Source organism: Segatella asaccharophila (assembly GCF_054687055.1).
In genome coordinates this window covers 19,116-36,749 of sequence record NZ_BAACAN010000021.1, presented here as the reverse complement: position 1 = coordinate 36,749, position 17,634 = coordinate 19,116, and the positions used below count along the sequence as shown (strand labels likewise).

At 41.8% G+C, this 17,634-nt stretch carries 13 protein-coding genes; 2 read left to right on the top strand and 11 right to left on the bottom strand.

Translation table 11 applies throughout. The features are described 5' to 3' along the window. Window positions 1-5: 5 nt before the first annotated feature. From ACYRYG_RS10815 to ACYRYG_RS10795, 5 genes are all read right to left on the bottom strand, one after another. Window positions 6-944, bottom strand: coding sequence for a lysophospholipid acyltransferase family protein (locus tag ACYRYG_RS10815; protein ID WP_460198142.1), 939 nt, complete (start codon window positions 942-944; stop codon window positions 6-8). A 76-nt stretch (window positions 945-1,020) separates the two neighbouring features. Beyond that, window positions 1,021-2,862, bottom strand: a complete 1,842-nt coding sequence (locus ACYRYG_RS10810) for an ABC transporter ATP-binding protein (RefSeq protein ID WP_293417671.1) — start codon at window positions 2,860-2,862, stop codon at window positions 1,021-1,023. Window positions 2,863-3,043: 181 nt separating this feature from the next. Further along, window positions 3,044-4,402, bottom strand: coding sequence for a tRNA (N6-isopentenyl adenosine(37)-C2)-methylthiotransferase MiaB (gene miaB, locus ACYRYG_RS10805; protein ID WP_293417667.1), 1,359 nt, complete (start codon window positions 4,400-4,402; stop codon window positions 3,044-3,046). 113 nt (window positions 4,403-4,515) lie between these two features. After that, on the bottom strand, window positions 4,516-5,493 hold the full coding sequence (locus ACYRYG_RS10800) for a phosphatase PAP2 family protein (RefSeq protein ID WP_460198141.1): 978 nt from the start codon (window positions 5,491-5,493) through the stop codon (window positions 4,516-4,518). Window positions 5,494-5,549: 56 nt separating this feature from the next. Continuing rightward, the gene (locus tag ACYRYG_RS10795; RefSeq protein WP_293417664.1) at window positions 5,550-6,545 is read right to left on the bottom strand and encodes an NAD-dependent epimerase/dehydratase family protein; all 996 of its coding nucleotides are present in this window, start codon (window positions 6,543-6,545) and stop codon (window positions 5,550-5,552) included. 226 nt (window positions 6,546-6,771) lie between these two features. Here ACYRYG_RS10795 and rnr point away from each other — a divergent pair, with 226 nt between their 5' ends. Next, a complete protein-coding gene (gene rnr, locus ACYRYG_RS10790) occupies window positions 6,772-9,096 on the top strand; it encodes a ribonuclease R (RefSeq protein WP_460198139.1) in 2,325 nt (774 codons plus the stop codon). A gap of 442 nt (window positions 9,097-9,538) precedes the next feature. Here the strand turns inward: rnr and ACYRYG_RS10785 are convergent, their stop codons facing one another. From ACYRYG_RS10785 to ACYRYG_RS10760, 6 genes are all read right to left on the bottom strand, one after another. Further along, window positions 9,539-10,354 carry a DUF3108 domain-containing protein gene (locus ACYRYG_RS10785; RefSeq protein WP_293417658.1) on the bottom strand — a complete coding sequence of 272 codons (816 nt, stop codon included), beginning with the start codon at window positions 10,352-10,354 and terminating at the stop codon, window positions 9,539-9,541. Window positions 10,355-10,392: 38 nt separating this feature from the next. Next, on the bottom strand, window positions 10,393-12,375 hold the full coding sequence (locus tag ACYRYG_RS10780; RefSeq protein WP_460198138.1) for an Ig-like domain-containing protein: 1,983 nt from the start codon (window positions 12,373-12,375) through the stop codon (window positions 10,393-10,395). Window positions 12,376-12,429: 54 nt separating this feature from the next. Further along, window positions 12,430-13,941, bottom strand: a complete 1,512-nt coding sequence (locus tag ACYRYG_RS10775) for a GH3 auxin-responsive promoter family protein (protein WP_293417651.1) — start codon at window positions 13,939-13,941, stop codon at window positions 12,430-12,432. Window positions 13,942-14,160: 219 nt separating this feature from the next. Beyond that, a complete protein-coding gene (gene rnc / locus ACYRYG_RS10770) occupies window positions 14,161-15,264 on the bottom strand; it encodes a ribonuclease III (RefSeq protein ID WP_293417648.1) in 1,104 nt (367 codons plus the stop codon). Continuing rightward, entirely contained in the window at window positions 15,254-16,516 is a 1,263-nt protein-coding gene (fabF, locus tag ACYRYG_RS10765) for a beta-ketoacyl-ACP synthase II (protein WP_293431299.1), read from the bottom strand. The genes rnc and fabF overlap by 11 nt, the downstream gene beginning before the upstream one ends. A 21-nt stretch (window positions 16,517-16,537) precedes the next feature. Next, window positions 16,538-16,786 (bottom strand): acyl carrier protein, encoded by a 249-nt coding sequence (locus ACYRYG_RS10760; protein ID WP_252760985.1) that lies wholly within the window; start codon window positions 16,784-16,786, stop codon window positions 16,538-16,540. 223 nt (window positions 16,787-17,009) lie between these two features. Here ACYRYG_RS10760 and ACYRYG_RS10755 point away from each other — a divergent pair, with 223 nt between their 5' ends. Further along, entirely contained in the window at window positions 17,010-17,621 is a 612-nt protein-coding gene (locus ACYRYG_RS10755; protein ID WP_293417642.1) for a DUF4254 domain-containing protein, read from the top strand. Window positions 17,622-17,634 lie beyond the last annotated feature (13 nt).

The window sequence follows — 17,634 nt, the reverse complement described above, 5'->3', positions numbered from 1 at the left end:
TACACCTAACTGTCAAAGTCTGATTTCTCAAGCACTTTTCCGTTCACCACTTCAAACCTGCGATTAAATTCATTATGAGACCGCTTCCACCGGTTATGGCTCCACAGATAATATCGGGGATCCTTACGGATCGTATTCTCCAAAAGGGCAAAGAACCTGCAGGTAATCTCATGCTCAGGAAGACTATTGGGATCTTTTGTAATCAATTTGAAAGTAGCAGTATAATATCCCCGTCTTGGCCGGCTCATCTCCACATAAAAAACGGCATCATTCACCTTTCTCATAATACGTTCTGCCCCGGTAAAGACACCGGTATCATGATGCATGAAATTCAGCCACAGATGAATATTTTCCCATTTGGGAGCCTGATCAGAAATATATCCAAAAAGGCTCATCAAACCCTTCTGGTGATACTCCACAAGTTTGCGGAGAATATGCTGCTTGGAAATAACCACACCATTACGGCAAGAAGAGCGAATTCTCTTGAAAAGTTCATTAAAAGGTCTGTTAGCCAGTGGGTGATAGATGAGCCCCATTACACGGTTATCAGGAAAGTAAAGCCCCATACAGGAGAGCCATTCCCAGTTACAGTAATGTCCCAGCACTGCCGCTACATTCTGTCCATTTTCAAAGCAATCCTCAACTTCCTCCACATTATTAACCTTAAAATGTTTTTTCAGATGCTCTTCACTAATACTCAGAAGTTTGACGGCCTCAAAAAAATAATCACAAAACCAATGATAAAATCCCTTTTCTATTTGAAGTATTTCTGTCTCAGACTTCTCAGGGAAAGAAGTGACCAGATTCTTCCGCACAATTTTCCTGCGGTATCTCAGCAGATCATATACGATAAGATATTCGATGTCAGAGAGAACGTACAGCACCCGGAAAGGGAGTAGTGAAACCAGGTAAAAAAAGCCATATACGATCTTCGTCATTATCATATCTTGTTCTTTTTTGTTTTTCTTCTTTAATCTTTCCGTATCATTGGCATTGTATGAAAAGACAACCACTTAATTATTACACCTGTTGCATATCGTGGAGCCGTTTGTAGTAGCCGTTCTTTCTGATCAATTCATCATGTGTACCCCGCTCTACAATAACCCCTTCATGCAATACACAAATTTCATCAGCATCTTTAATGGTAGAGAGTCTATGAGCGACTGCGATGGTCGTACGTGTTTTCATCAATTTCTCCAAAGCATCCTGAACCAGTCGTTCACTTTCTGTATCCAGTGCAGATGTTGCCTCATCCAGGATCAATATAGGCGGATTTTTAAGAATCGCCCTGGCAATACTGACACGTTGACGCTGTCCTCCGGAAAGCCTCGAGCCACGATCTCCAATCTTCGTATCAAATCCATCTTCTGATTCCATGATAAAATCGTATGCATTTGCGATCTTTGAAGCCTTTATCACTGCCTCATCCGTTGCTTTTTCAGAACCAAACTTGATATTATTCTTAAAAGTATCATTGAAAAGGATGGCGTCCTGATTGACATTTCCGATAAAAGAACGAAGATTATGCACTCCCATATCCTTTACGTTCACCCCATCTATCAGCACTTCGCCTTTCTGAACATCGTAATAGCGTGGTATCAAGTCAACCATCGTCGACTTTCCACTCCCACTCTGCCCGACCAGAGCCACCGTCTTACCTTTAGGAATAATAAGATTGATGTCCTTGAGGACATACCTCAGTTCCTGTGATTTCGTATCCGTATAGGCAAAAGAAACATGGCGGAACTCAATCTGGTGCTCAAAGGATGGAAGGATGACCGGATCCTTCTTTTCCTTAATCTCTATTTCTGCCTTCAGGATCTTATCCACACGTTCCATGGAAGCAAGTCCCTTAGGAATATTATAACTCGCCTTGGAAAAGTCTTTCAGCGGATTAATGATACTATAGAGAATGACGAGATAATAAATAAAAACAGGTCCACTCAATGTCTGGGAATTTAAGACCAGCATACCACCAAACCAAAGGACGATAACGATCATCACCGTACCCAGGAATTCACTCATCGGATGAGCCATCTGCTGACGGATATTAACCTTCATGACATCACTCCGATAGGCAGAATTAATCTGGTTAAAACGCTTGTTCATGATGCCTTCTGCACAGAAAGCCTTAATGATCCTCAAGCCGCCCAGTGTTTCTTCTACCTGGCTCATTGTATCACTCCAGAGTCCTTGTGCCTTCATGCTCTGGGCTTTCAATTTCCTGCCTATAAATCCCATAAACCAGCCAAAGATAGGAACGAAGACAATAGTGAAAAGGGTCAGTTGCCAGGAGACCACAAGCATTGTTGCAAAATAAAACAGGATAAGAATAGGATTCTTAAACAACATGTCAAGGGAAGACATGATCGAGTTCTCTATTTCCTGGACATCACCGCTCATGCGGGCAATGATGTCTCCTTTACGCTCCTCACTGAAAAAGCTCAAGGATAAATCCGTAATTTTCTTATACATCTGATTACGAATATCCCGGACCACACCCGTACGGATAGGGATAATACTGGCCGAAGAAAGAAAATAAGAAGAGGTCTTCAGAAAAGTCATAAAGGCCAGGGCCAGGCCGATGATCAGTAAAGTAGAAGAAGAGCCAAAATATTTCACCATTTCCTCTACGAGATAGTTCATGTTATTCGTCAGAACCTTTTTGCTGAGCGACCAAGGCATAAGTACCGTAGCCCTTACAGCTCCTTCTGTTTTGAAAAGGATCTGAAGTAATGGGATAATGGCAGCAAATGAAAATATATTCAGTACTGCTGAGAGAATGTTAAACACAATCGACAATACCAAATATTTCTTGTAGGGAGGTATAAAACGCCTTAGTACTTGCAGGAATTCCTTCATGATGTTGCAAATATAATAGAAAAATATAAAACTACAAAATGATTCTCAGTTTTTATACAACTGCTTTAACTGATGGATACATATAGGACGAAGAAAAATCCTTTTAGGACATTCTCATCTTGAAATTCGAACAGAGAGATGATCCTTGTCCTACGTATCGGTCTATCCATCAAACTCTAAATCACTTCCCGCTGCTATCCCCGGATTCAGAATACACCCTTCCCAAAAGGGTGGCAGAAGTTGAATCGGTAATCCTTACCTTCACATAGTCACCGACATGACAATTATCACGGTCAAAAACCACCATCTTATTCTGCTCCGTACGTCCGCAAAGTTGGCCTCTTGACCTTTTGCTAAAACCTTCCACCAGTACCTCAAAAGTTTTTCCCACGTCCTTTTTATACTGTCGGGCACTGATTTCATTTTGCAGCTTTATCAGAATCTCCAGCCGGCGGATCTTCTCCTCCTCAGGAACATTATCAGGAAGATGCCTGGCAGCAAAAGTTCCCGGGCGCTCCGAATATTTAAACATGAAAGCAGAATCATATTTCACTTCTTCCATCAAACTGAGAGTCTGTTCAAAATCTTCCTCCGTCTCATCATGATAGCCTAAGAACACATCCGTGGTAAGTCCGCATCCGGGAAGAATTCTCCGGATAGCCTCCACCTTTTCCAGATATTGTTCACGAGTATACTTGCGATTCATCAACTTGAGGATCTTATTACTCCCACTCTGGACGGGGAAATGAATATGCTTGCAGAGGTTCGGGGTCTCTGCCATAACATGAAGAATGTCCTCACTCATATCTTCAGGATTTGAGGTCGTAAAGCGGACGCGCATATCGGGCACGGCATGTGCTACTTTCCCCAGTAATTCGGCAAAAGAAGTGTTCCCATCTTCACGCTTACCCGTCGGAGAAAGTCCATAACTGTTTACATTCTGGCCTAGCAAGGTCACCTCCTTGAACCCCTTATCACGCAAGTCATGAACTTCATTCAATATACTCTCCACATCACGGCTTCTCTCGCGTCCTCTCGTATAAGGGACAATACAGTAATGGCAAAAATTATTACAGCCTCTCATGATACTCACGAAACCACTGACACGATTGCTGCCGATACGTAATGGCATTATATCACGATAAGTCTCCGTAGTTGAAAGTTGGACATTTTCAGCCGAATGTCCCAGTTCACATTGTGCAATCATATCCGGAAGGTCCAGATAACTATCCGGGCCACACACCAGATTAGCATAATGATTCCGGATCAAATCATCCTTCACACGCTCAGCCATACAACCCAAAACACCAAGGATCAGTTTCCTGCCCTTTTTCTGTTCTGCATGCAGGGAATCCAGCCGGTTATAAATCTTATTCTCTGCGTTTTCACGTATACTGCAAGTATTGAGGAAAATTGCATCCGCATCCTCTTCATGATCACAGATATCATAATCAGCCATCTTCATGATTGAAGCCACCACCTCACTATCGGCCACATTCATCTGACAACCATAAGTTTCTATATACAGTTTTTTTTCCATTATCTATTCCTATTGAATGTACCTACAATCTTATATCCATCAAGTGTACAAAGGTACGAAAAAATATCCGGTTATTGACAAAGTAGTCCCACAACCATCTGGCTTTACCTTTTTCAAGTAGTACGATCCCTTGCGATCATCTGTCTTGTAGCAAAAAACAAGATCAAGAAGAATGTCACTCCAGTCAGGAATCCAGCTATGGCATCTATCATATAGTGAGCCTGGATATAAACGGTCCCCATACAGAGAAAGACATATACAGGAAACATCCACCAGAAGAACCTCTTGTTCCGTAAATGGAGGATCAGCAGCATGCAGATGGTACTGATGCCGACATGTGAACTGGGGAAAGCCGCCGTCGGACGTTCTCCCTGTGCACGGGCATCTTCCACCAGACGATAGAAAAAGCCATTCGGATTACCGGGAGATGGAAGGCAATCGGTATGGGTATTGAAATAATCACCTAAATGAGGAAATATGCCTTTGGCAATACTGTCTTCCCCAATTACATTATAATAATAAGTTGGACCGGCAACCGGCAAGAAGTCAAAGATGACATAATAGATGAAAAAGGCTGTTATAATAATAAAACAACAGCGCTCAAATTCACTATAGTCAGTAACATAATAGTAAAAGCAGACAATGGCAATCATGGGATAATACATGAAATAGCCAAAGTGCATCAGTTCACTCACTACCATCCACGGCAGATGCTTAGCAAAGACCAGTGCGGGCTGAAAACCAAAGATGAGTTGTTCCCAACTGGCAAAGAAGTAATCAAGATTGGGTAATATACGATTAAGTTCATAAGTGTCCGGATACCATTGTGCCAGAAACAGCATCTGTACGAGAACACGGACCATCTCTGTAAAACGACAAGGTAAAAGGCGATAGACTACCCACAAGGCAAAGGTCGTTACCACAATACGGATCCGCAGCCAAAGCATGGAATAAGGATTCACCATTTTCGTATAAGCGAACAATACCCACAAAAGTGTCAAGACCAGATAGATAAGGGTAGCCCATTCCACCGGAAACAACCCTTTACGAGGATTCTTCTCTAACTTGAACATTTCTTTTATGGTCATCATTACCTTAAAATGCTTTTACCTTAGTCTATTGAGAGGAAAGGAAACATCCTTTCCTCTTATAACCACCCGTTCTTCTTATACCACTCAATGGCACGCCTGGTCCCCTCCCGGAGCTGGACATGCGGTTCGAAGCCCAGTTCCTGGACAGCCGGCCGAATATCACACCGCCAATTACGCTGCTTGAGGATCGGGTACTTATCATGATTCAGTGCAGAAAGTTGACCGGTTATCCTTCCCATATATTCTCCGAAGAAAGTGACGATATGCAACAACCACACCGGAGCTGTAATCCGAATCCACCATTTATTCCCCAGATCTTGATGAATATAATCACTGAAATCACGGGAATTATAAACATTCCCGTCACTGAGGAAATATTTCCTTCCTGTTTTTCCATGGTCAAGGGCCAGGAAAACAGCCTGTACGACATCGCTTACATAAATAAACGTAATATCCTGCCGCTTGAATCCAACGGCAAAATCAACGTGCTCTCTGATGCTCTTCATCATCAGATAATAATCCTTTTCACGCGGTCCATACACTCCTGTAGGACGCAGGATAACATAAGGAAGGCGATTTCCCAGAGAATCCAGGAAACACTCCGCAGCGAGCTTACTTCTGCCATAATTCGTGTTCGGCTGCGGGCTGTCAGTCTCTTCTATTTCCTGATAAGGTTGATGTTCCTTCATTGCGCCGAAAACACTTAAACTGCTCATATAGACAAATCGTCTGACTGGCATTTTCAAGTTCAGGATAGCCTGAACAAGATGCTTCGTGCCTTCTGTATTCACTCGATAGAACGTTTCAGCACGCAAAGCTTTTGTTACACCTGCAGCATGCACGACATAATCAAAATCATGCCCGCATAATTCCTTCTCCAGTTTTTCTTCTGAAGAGAGATCAAGTTCTATAAAATGAATACGTGAATCTTTCAAGTAACACCGGTTAGTAGTCTTTCTGACAGCAGCCCAAACTTCCATATTTCTATTCAAAGCCTCTTCAACGATAAAACTACCGATAAAACCTGAAGCACCCGTTATCAATATCTTCATCTACACACAAATTTAGCGACAAAGATAGTTCAAATTGTTGTGAAACACAAATTTAATGTGAAAATATCGTAACAAAACAAAGTTATTTGCAAATAATTTTGTTTATTTGTAATATCAAAAGAAAGGACGATTTGCTTCTTACCCTCAAAGCATTTATTTCTGAAATGACAAGACATTTGTTTTCATGAACCGAACACTTGTCTCAAAAAATTAAAACACGCTTACTATGGGAAAAAACAAAAAAGGCGGCAAAAGAATGTCGAAAAAACAAATGGTTGAACTTCTGGAAAATTTTTTCTCCAGTGAGCCGGGCCAGACTTTCACTTTAAAGGAAATATTCCAGGACTTAAAACTCAATACTCACCCTCTTAAAATGCTGGCCATTGATACCATGGATAATTTATCCTATGATGACTATCTCACAAAGGTAAATGATTCCAGTTATAAACTGAATCAAAATGGTCAGGTACAGGAAGGCACTTTTGTCAGAAAGGCAAATGGTAAAAACTCTTTTATCCCTGATGGTGGTGAGGAACCCGTCTTTGTCTCTGAGCGCAATTCTCTTTTTGCCATGGGAAATGACCGGGTAAAAGTTTCTATCATGGCCCGCCGTCCTAACCGGATCAAGGAAGCACAAGTCCTCGAAATCCTAAAACGGGCTAAAGAGACTTTCGTGGGAAAACTGAAGGTGGGCAAGGACTTGTCTTATCTCGTCACCCCTCAGACCATCTTCACGAATGATATTATCATTCCGAAAAGGAAACTCAAAGAGGGCAGGTCAAACGATAAGGCTATCGTTAAGATCACCCAATGGCCGGATGCCAATCATAAAAACCCTATCGGAGAGGTCCTTGATGTCCTGGGGCCTGCAGGCAATAATAATGTAGAAATGAATTCCATCCTGGCACAATATGGACTACCTTACATCTATCCTAAAGCGGTAGAACAGGCAGCAGACAAAATCTCCGGGGATATTCTTCCTCAGGACCTGAAAGAACGGGAAGACTACCGCAACGTCTGGACATGTACCATTGATCCAAAAGATGCAAAGGATTTCGACGATGCCTTGTCGTTCCGAAAAATTGAAGACGGACTCTATGAAGTAGGCGTCCATATCGCTGATGTCTCTCATTTCGTCAAGGAGGGAGATATTATCGACCGGGAGGCTCGGAAACGCTCTACCAGCGTATATCTGGTAGACCGCACCATTCCTATGCTCCCGGAAAGACTCTGCAATTTTCTCTGCTCATTGCGCCCGGATGAAGAAAAATTTACCTACAGTGCCATCTTTGAACTCGATGATGAAGCAAATATCCGGAAATTTCATATAGCTCATACGCTCATCAAAAGTAACCGCCGCTACTGCTATGAAGAGGTACAACAGCTACTCGAAGATAACGGCATTATCGATGGCACCGGCCAACCGGCTCCATCAGCCCCTGCAGGAGGTTATAAGGGACAATATGCCGAACAACTGATCACCCTTGACCGACTCGCCAAGAAACTGCGGGCTAAACGTTTCAGGGAGGGTTCTGTAAAATTCGATACGGAAGAACTTCATTTTGACGTTGATGCAACAGGAAAACCGATCCGGTGCTATTACAAGCATTCGAAAGATGCCAATAAACTTGTAGAGGAGTTTATGCTGCTGGCCAACAGGTCAGTTGCGGAAAGTGTCGGTAAAGTGCCAAGAGGGAAAAAGGCCAAGACTTTCCCTTACCGTATACATGACAATCCTGATCCTACAAAATTTGAAACCTTGAAAGACTTCGTGGTAAAGTTCGGTTACCGCATGAAGAGCAGCAGTACAAAGGGAGCTACCGCACGTAGCCTAAACAGATTGATGGACGATGTGGAAGATAAGCCGGAAGGAAAACTGATTCAGACCATCGCCCTGAGAGCCATGATGAAAGCTAAATACAGTGTTCATAATATCGGCCACTTCGGTCTCGGATTTGAATATTATACCCATTTTACCTCACCTATCCGGCGCTATCCGGACGTAATGGTACACCGGCTGCTCACCCGCTATGCCAACGGCGGACGCAGTGCCAACGAGAAACATTATGAGGACTTGTGTGAGCACTGCTCGGATATGGAGATCATTGCTCAGAATGCAGAACGGGATTCCATTAAATATAAAATGGTCGAGTTCATGGGTGAACACCTGGGAGAAAAATATGATGCCCGGATCAGTGGCATCACCAGCTATGGCATCTATGCCGAAATAAACGAAAACCACTGCGAAGGTATGGTACCCATGCGTGATCTGGATGATGACTATTATGATTTTGATGAAAAGAACTTCTGCCTGATTGGAAGACACCATCACCATAAATATCAATTAGGCGACCCGGTCCGAATACAAGTTGCTCAAGCGAATCTGGAGAAGAAACAACTCGATTTTCTGCTTTTGAATGACCGGACAAGTCCTGATGGAAAAGCGACAAGAACAGAGAAAACGCAGGCTGACAAGAAATCTGGTAAAAACAGGAAGAAACACAATGATGAAAGGGAAAAGAAAAAGAAGGGGAAACATGTCAGAAAATGATTTTCGTTTCTTATGTTCCCAGGACAGGCTGAACATCTGTCCTTGACCTTTCAAAAAGTTCCTCTACTCCAACTTCAATAGGAGCGCCGGGAAACCGGATCACACGCCATGGGAATAATGCGAATCGTATTATTCCCTGGTGTGTGTGCATTGTAAATGATATTCCGGATCATTTGTAAAGTTGGGTTTTAACCATCTTATTATGTTCCAGGAATAAGGAAACTCAAATAACATCATTGTTTTTTTTACCGTATCTATTCTGATTTTAAGGCCTTAAAGTCTCTGACCTTGACGCCTAATTCCGGGCGGAATCCTCATTGAGAAGCAAAATGCACCATATCGGTCACAATTGACTATAGTCGTAAGAACCAGTGACTATGATCTTTCTTATCGTTAAAAAAAACATATTATTTGAACCGATATTCTTCATTTCATTATACAATTACCTGATCTGCGCAGACATTGGATTCCGAATGCCCTTCATGCTTACAAGGTAGGCTTTTGCATGCCCAAACCGAAGATACATATCCAATACCACAGGTAAATGATTTTGATCATCTGTTACATAAAAGTCAACGATACGTTCCATTCTTCCCTTGTTCTTATCCCATTCAAGATAAGCTAAACAAAGGCAACGATATTCATGACCATCATCCGCTTTTATGTTTGCGATTCTATCAAACTTCAATTCAGCTGTATCGCGACTGTTTCCATCGACGATCGGAAACCGGATCACATGCCCCTTTTTCCAGCCTTTAGGATTAAAACTGCGGGCACGCATATAGATGCTCAACATATCATAGACACAATCATTATAAGTATGACTGGACCATTCTGACTTTCCATCATGATGGAGACGATGCTGGCGGACGTGACATTTGCCATCCGGATAAGAGTAAAACACCTGATCTACGGTATACCTTTTCCCTTCATGGGCACCTTTGCGATAATACAATGGTGCTAAATCCAAAGTGTTATAGCATAAAAGGGTATCCCGCAATACATAAAGGTCATCTACCCGGTGATTGCCTCTACACGTCAGACTGCTGCGATAAGCTTCCTGACCGTCATAACGACTGGCTACGGTATACATACTGGCCGTCCCTGCTTTGACCCACACAAACTTCCAGTTGTAATACATATTATACACCAGAAATTCACCAGATTTAAATGCTGTGTTTCTAAAGCCACACTGTGCAGAAACTGACAAGGTCACCCATAACAGACTTAAGAAAGTAAAATATCTAAGTTTTTTCATAACCATTGCCTTTAAAAAATTTACGACTTAAAATAGAATTATGATTTCGGAGGATTATACGGAATGCCGAGTTTACGGGCACGTTCCTCATTTCTATGCTTTATCTTCCGTTCTGCATCCGGTTTCTGCTTGGTAATTGCCATGGGCTTCTGCTGGTAGAGAGGGCGACTTAAAGGACTCCAGTCCCGGCTGACATCCCATTTAGCACGACACTCAACAGATTCCGGATAATAGTAGACAGGTTCGGGCTGCAGGTCAGTAGTATAATTACCCGTATCCCAACGGCCGTTTTTATTCCGGTCAACGAACATCCGCAAATAATAAGTCCCCGGGGCGATATAGTAGAATTCAGCCGTTCCACTCTTCGTGCTCACCTCCTTGACGACCTTATCCGACTGATTGAGAAGTTGTACCACTATCGTGGAATCTGTCATACCGTTTATGGTAACGAACAAAGAACTGAACTGATCATCGGAAGGGATATTGATCCCTTGTTTGTATTTTCCTGAAACAGCACCATAAATATCCGTAAAAGCCGCAGAATCGACCTCCAAAGAGTACTCTATTCCGGGCCGCCAGCCAGCTAACAATTTATACTGTCGGTCTCTTATCTTCTTGAATTCAAAGGGCGCTCGATACCAAAGTGTATCATGCTTGGCATAAAGATGAATCGCAGCAGTATCCATCTTTGCCAAAGGTTTAGGGAAAGTGAACAGGATATTCTGGTCGGGTGCCATATTTGAAGGGATATTAACCTCTACACTCATTGCCGCTTTAGGCATGACTAAATCATAAGGTTCTCCCTTATCCTTTAATTTCTTCTGTTGTTTTTGCCAGGATTGATAAGTCCGCTGCTCCCGTTTCATCCGTTTAGCATACGGATCCTTGGAAAGGATCTCAAGCGTATCTGTCTTATTCTTGAGTTTTCCTAAGCTATCTGTCGCAAGATAGTTGACCTGCATACGAAGGGTATCCTGATTGACAAGAGCCGAATCCCGAAGCCAGTAAGTGATCGTATCCTGACGCTCAGAAGGCTCTACAATAAAGGCATTCTTCTCATTAAAATTCAATCCTTTTATTTTTGGAAGCTCGGGATTTCCATAACTAAAGAACAAGACAAAATGATCAGCATTCTGTCGCTGGCTCTTCAGTAGATAACGGTCAGTTGTCTCTTCCGTAAAAGCTCTGAAACACAGTTGGTCGGGCAGGAAATGAGTATAAGGCACACGCGTAATATCCTTAATATGCAAAGAATCCGTCCAAAGGGTATCCTGACGCGTATCGGGTTTACAGGAAGGAACTATTATTTCATGAGAAAATGCAATTTTCTCACTCTTCTGACTGAATTTATAATCACCGTCAGCATCCTGCAAGGCATAGACACGATAAGAACCCGGAGCAACACCTTTGACAACAAATCTTCCACGGCTATCCGTACGGCTCACACGCAGCATAGGAAGTTTGATAAATGCAGAATCCGCAAGGTTACGATATAGTCCTACCAGTATACCCTTAATGGGTTCAAGATTCTCAGCATCCAACACATATCCTGCGACCTGCAGCGTATCAATATGATCACCGGTAGAAAAGCTATAGGTATAGTTGCCCAGTGGGTTCCCCTCGTTATTATCACTGATAGCATCACTGAAATCAATTGTATAGGTAGTATTCGCTTTCAAGGAATCAGCTAATGTTACCCGGATACTTTTCCCTTCACTCTTAATTTCAGGAGCTTCCAATTGTGGAGGAGAGACGACGATCTTGCTCTGGTCATTGTCTAACTTTATAAACTCACTGAAATAAATATTGATTTTCTTCGTGTTCACATTGACTGCTCCATCAGCCGGATGAGCACCTACGACCTTAGGCGGAGTCTCATCATACCATCCCCCATCAGGCTGTCCCATCCTTGCACAGCTGTTGACCATAAAGGAGAGGACAGACAAAGACAACAAACTGAAGATTGAAAATAACTGTCGTCTGACTGATTGTCTTAGATGATGATACTCGGATATTAACATGAACCAAATGATCTTATATCTTTTTTACCGCTTATGCTTCTTGTGCCAACAATTCTAATCCTTATTCATCTCCAGAAGCTCATCCATATTCTTACGGCTATTGCTCAAACGGGGTACTTTATGTTGCCCGCCGAGTTTGCCCTTAGATTTCAGCCAGTCATTGAAAAGATTAGGACGGGCTTTGATGATTTCCAAAGGCTGAAGGGTAATATCATGAAATCGCTTCGCCTCATAATCGCTGTTGATCTCTTGAAGACGCTTGTCAAGGATCATCGCAAACTCCTGTAGATTTGAAGGTTCCTTAGAAAACTCTATCAGCCACTGATGGCGGCAATGAGCTTTATTATCCATATACACAGGGGCAGCTGTATACTCAGAAACCTGAGTACCGGTTTTTTCACAAGCATAGGCCAGTCCCTTCTCTGCATTATCCATGATCAACTCTTCACCAAAAGCATTGATAAAATACTTCGTACGACCGGTGATCACAAATTTATAAGGATCCTTACTCGTAAATTGTATTGTATCACCAATCGTATAGCGCCAAAGTCCACAGGATGTAGTAATAACCATGGCATAATTGACCCCTACTTCTACTCCCCATAAAGGGACGACCGTAGGCTGGTCATTACCAAATTCATCCATAGGAATAAACTCATAAAACTCATCATAATCAAGCATCAGAAGCATTGAACGGTCTCTGGGATCGTTCTGTATTCCAAAGAAACCTTCACTGGCATTATAGGTTTCCATATAATTCATCTTGGGAGATGTGATCAACTCTTCATACTGTTTGCGATAAGGAGTAAACGCTATGCCCCCATGGAAGAAGACCTCCAGGTTCGGCCATACCTCCTCCAGATGTTTCTTCCCGGAAAGTTCCATAACACGGACTAAAACAGATAGCATCCAGGAAGGTACTCCCGAGATATTCGTTACATTCTTATGAATGGTCTCACGGGCAATACGGTCACGCTTCACTTCAAAGTCACTCAGTAAAGCAGTCCCCTTTTTCGGAACACGAAACAGATTGACCAGTGGATGAATATTTTCTATGAGAATTGCACTCAAATCTCCCACCAGACTGCCTGGCAGATTATAGTTGGAGGCATGACTGCCTCCTAAGATCAGACTTCGCCCGTCGAAAAGACGGCTCTTTGGATGAAGATGCAAATAGAGTGTCACCACATCTGCCCCACCCTTATAATGGATCCGATGTAAACCATCATTAGAAACTGGAATGAACTTACTTTTGTCATTCGTCGTTCCAGATGATTTAGCATACCATTTCACTACCCCTGGCCACAGTATATCACTTTCTCCATGACGCATACGATCAATGTCACCCTTCAGGGTATCATAAGAGTTAAGTGGTACATTTTGAACAAACTGTTCATAATTATTGGTTGTATTAAGAAGATGCTTAATACCATATTCCGTGTTCTGCCCTTTTGAAATCAAATGACGAAGAACATTCTGCTGCAATCCCTCAGGATTACCGTAATGCCTCTCCAAGTCTTTCATGCGGGGCGTAAATAATGGTCTTATTATGCTTGTTAGACTCATTGTTGCAAAATTATACTTTAAGTTACAAAAGTAACTTAAACTTTTGATAAAGATGAAGTTTTCACGAATTTTAATAATTGGAATACAGAAGTTGATGGTCTGTAACGGAACCATGCAATCCATCACATCAGAAATCTGCTCATAAACACAAAATCTCCGGAAGGGAAGAGGGGTATTAATGACAATCCTCTTCCCTTCCGGAGATACGACAATACATCATTATTCTGCCTTATCAAAAGCTGCATCTTCTGCAGCTGCAATAATATTTTCTTTTGCCTTGGAAGATGACTCAGAGTCAATATGAATATCACTTAAATCAAGGGAATCTTCCTTCTTTTTTTCTACTTCCGTTGATTTTTTCTCTGCCATTTCATTGTCGGAAGCATACATAGGAGTATGACGCGAATTTTTTCCAGATTCGTCTACAAAGACTTCTTCTTGAAAAACACTCTTGTGCTTCTTGGAATCTTCTGAACCTTTCTGAGAAATAATGAAATCTGTCTTCTGATCCGTATCCGGAACATTTTCAACAGGCTCCTCTTCCATTTTGGTACGATTACCCTTAGCAGTAAACACGGAATCAATAAATTGAGTATCGGTACGAAGTCTGTCCAAAGTGAATTTAGATGCTTTCTGCTGACTCTCTTTCTTCGTGTAACCTTCAGCATCCCCACCCTTAATACCTTCCATGATCACCTGATAACGAAAGACAGGACTCCCGTTCTTGTCCTTGCTCTGAGTAAGGATATTAAAATTCAATCTGACTTTGTTCTTCTGGCTCCACTCTATCAATTTACTTTTAAAGTTGACCTCCCGATAAGCTACCTTATCGATATTTATCATCTGTGCTAAGATACGCTTCTGCATAAATTTCATACAAGCATCATAGCCATGATCCAGATAAAGAGCCCCCACAAGGGCCTCAAAGGCATTTCCACCCAAATAACTATTATGAGAGATGCTATGACCACTCGACAGGATAAGTTGGTTAATGCCCATCTCATCAGCCAACTTATTCAGTGTGTTTCGCTGTACAAGTTTACTGCGTGTATTGGTCAGGAACCCCTCTCTTTTTCCCGGAAAATGGCGATAAACAATATCTCCTACAATTGCATCAAGAATGGCATCACCTAAAAATTCCAGCCGCTCGTTATTAATTAACTTCCCCTTTGCATTCCGATGCATAACACTTTTATGCATCAACGCCATTTTGTAAAGCGTAATATCATGAGGGTAAAAGCCAAGAACACGATATAGAGAGGAATAGAACTCCCTGTCCTTTCGGAAAAGGAGCCCTATTCTATCTAAAAAATTATTTGACATATTTTTTGAATATCACGCAACAGTTATGACCTCCGAAACCAAATGTGTTGCTCAAAGCAGCATTCACCGTACGCTTCTGAGCCTTGTTAAACGTGAAGTTCATCCTGTAATCCAGATCAGGATCATCATCGCCCTCTTGGTGATTGATCGTTGGCGGAACGATATTATCACGAATACTCAATACACAGAACATGGCTTCTACAGCTCCTGCAGCTCCCAGAAGATGACCGATCATCGACTTTGTAGAAGAGATATTCACCCGATAAGCACTCTCTCCGAAAATTTCCTTAATAGCCTTTGCTTCAGAAAGGTCACCAACATGGGTGGCTGTTCCGTGAACATTGATATAGTCTATCTCAGAAGGCTTCATGCCAGCATCGGCAAGGGCAGCTTTCATGACAAGTTTTGCTCCCAATCCTTCAGGGTGAGAAGCTGTAATATGATAAGCATCAGCACTCATACCTTCACCTACCATTTCAGCATAAATATGAGCACCACGGGCCTTGGCATGATCAAGATCTTCAAGAACCAGACAACCTGCTCCTTCTCCCATCACAAAGCCATCACGACTTCCACTGAATGGACGTGAAGCATGCTCTGGATCATCATTCCGTGTAGACAGTGCATGCATGGAATTGAATCCTCCTACCCCACAATCACAAATGGCAGCTTCAGCACCGCCACTGACAATGATATTTGCTTTTCCCAAACGAATCAGGTTATAAGCATCTGCCAATGCATGACTGGATGAAGCACAGGCTGAAGTGGTAGTATAGTTAGGTCCATGAAAGCCAAAATGAATAGAAATCTGACCAGCAGCTATATCTGCAATCATCTTTGGTATAAAATAGGGACTGAACATTGGTCCTTTATCCATATTCTGTCCGTAGTACATTACTTCATCCTGAAAAGTATGGATACCCCCGATTCCAACACCATAAATGACGCCTATACGGTTTTTATCTTCAGCCTCCAAATCAATTTCAGCATCCTTTACACCCTGAATGGCAGAAATCATAGCCAACTGGGTGTAACGATCTGTCGTACGAATTACTTTACGGTCAAGATAATCCTTGACATCCAAATTCTTTACCTCACATGCAAAATGAGTTCTGAATTTGCTCGTATCAAACTCGGTAATAGGTGCAGCTCCACTTTTTCCTGCAACAATATTCTTCCACGTTTCATCGGAAGTATTGCCCAGGGGTGTCACAGCACCTATTCCTGTTACTACTACTCTCTTTAATTCCATCTATAGCAGATAAGTAACAAATTACTTGGCAGAAGCATTGTCTTCAATGTACTTGATAGCATCGCCAACAGTTGCAATCTTCTCAGCCTTATCGTCAGGAATAGAGATGTTGAATTCTTTTTCAAATTCCATAATCAGCTCTACAGTATCCAGAGAATCAGCACCGAGATCATTGGTAAAACTTGCTTCCGGTTTCACTTCAGACTCATCAACACCGAGTTTGTCCACGATAATGGTTTTTACTTTCTTTTCAATTTCTGATTCTGACATAATTGTAACCTTTAAAAAATGTTTATAAATAATTTCTAATTAAAAATCGGGTGCAAAGAAACAAATTTTTCCCCACATTAGCAAACTTTTTTAATAAAAAAGCACTTTACTTTGCACAAACCTATTGATATTGTGCACTTTTCGGAGCCTTTTTTCAAGTTTTAGTTGGATATTCAGAATAATTTAATTACTTTTGCGCAATTAATAAATACTCATTAAACTGATGTCATTTACCGAAACAGCAAACCATATTTTTAATAGGGCTATCCTGGATTATCATGTTAAAGATAACATTGATGCTCCTATTCATAATCCATATCATCAGGATACTATTGAAAACAGTCTCTATCTGAAATGTTGGATTGATACCGTGCAGTGGCATTTTGAAGATCTCATCCGGGATCCGAACATTGATCCGGAAAAGGGAATGAAACTCAAGCATAGGATCGATAAAAGTAATCAGGACCGGACGGATCTGGTAGAACAGATTGATTCTTATTTCAGAAATTACTATAAGGATGTAAAAGTACAGCAGAATGCTCGACTCAATACGGAAAGTCCGGCATGGGCTATTGACCGTCTGAGTATCCTGACAGTGAAAATCTACCACATGAAAGAGCAGGTAGAACGGAAAGATGCTTCATCAGAACATCAGGATAAATGCAGAAACAAACTCAATATTCTCTTGGAACAACAAAAGGATCTGAGTTTGGCCATCGACCAACTTTTGGAGGATATTCAGAAGGGTAAGAAATTGATGAAAGTATACCGTCAAATGAAGATGTACAATGATAAGGATACCAATCCTGTCCTTTATAAGAAGAAAGAAAAGTAAGAAGCTAAATTGT